Source organism: Erysipelothrix aquatica (assembly GCF_009828825.1).
GTDB classification, from domain to species: domain Bacteria; phylum Bacillota_I; class Bacilli_A; order Erysipelotrichales; family Erysipelotrichaceae; genus Erysipelothrix; species Erysipelothrix aquatica_A.
The window spans coordinates 1-559 of sequence record NZ_WTTA01000011.1 but is presented as its reverse complement, the minus strand read 5'-3'; the positions used below and the strand labels follow the sequence as shown (position 1 = coordinate 559).

At 34.7% G+C, this 559-nt stretch carries 1 protein-coding gene; it reads left to right on the top strand.

Annotation, left to right across the window (positions count from 1 at the left end):
* A partial coding sequence (locus tag GVV22_RS10940) for an IS30 family transposase (RefSeq protein ID WP_159650079.1) occupies nucleotides 1–554 on the top strand: 554 nt, incomplete at its 5' end.
* Between the last annotated feature and the right edge of the window lie 5 nt (nucleotides 555–559).

Genomic DNA, 559 nt, shown 5'->3' with positions numbered 1-559 from the left:
ACCACTTTCAATGGAATTTGGAAAATCGAACTGTGCTACCAATTAGTCTGAGACCCAATTATATAGAGGCCCGAGATGAAATCGGTCATCTTGAAATTGACTCAATAATCGGTAAGAAAAATGAAAGCGCGGCAATAATATCAATCGTCGATCGATGTTCCAGAATGAATTGGCTGATCAAGGCTGAGTATCGATTAGACTACTATACATCCTCATTAATTATAAAATTTATAGAAGAAAACAAAATAGTAACGAAATCAATAACTGTTGATAATGGATTAGAGTTTAATACAATGGGAATTACTGCAAAACGACTCGGTGTAAAACTCTATAAGTGTGATCCTTACTGTTCTTTTCAGCGTGGTTCCAATGAACGAGCCAACGCGATAGTCAGAAGATTTATTCCTAAAGGAAAGTCACTTTACAACATTGGACAACAATATCTTGATGACATTGCCTTTAAAATCAACTCAATGCCTCGCAAAATGTTTGACTTTAAAACTGCCTATGAGATAGAATTTTTAAAAATGAATAGTGGTGCGGTTGAGATTTGATAAAA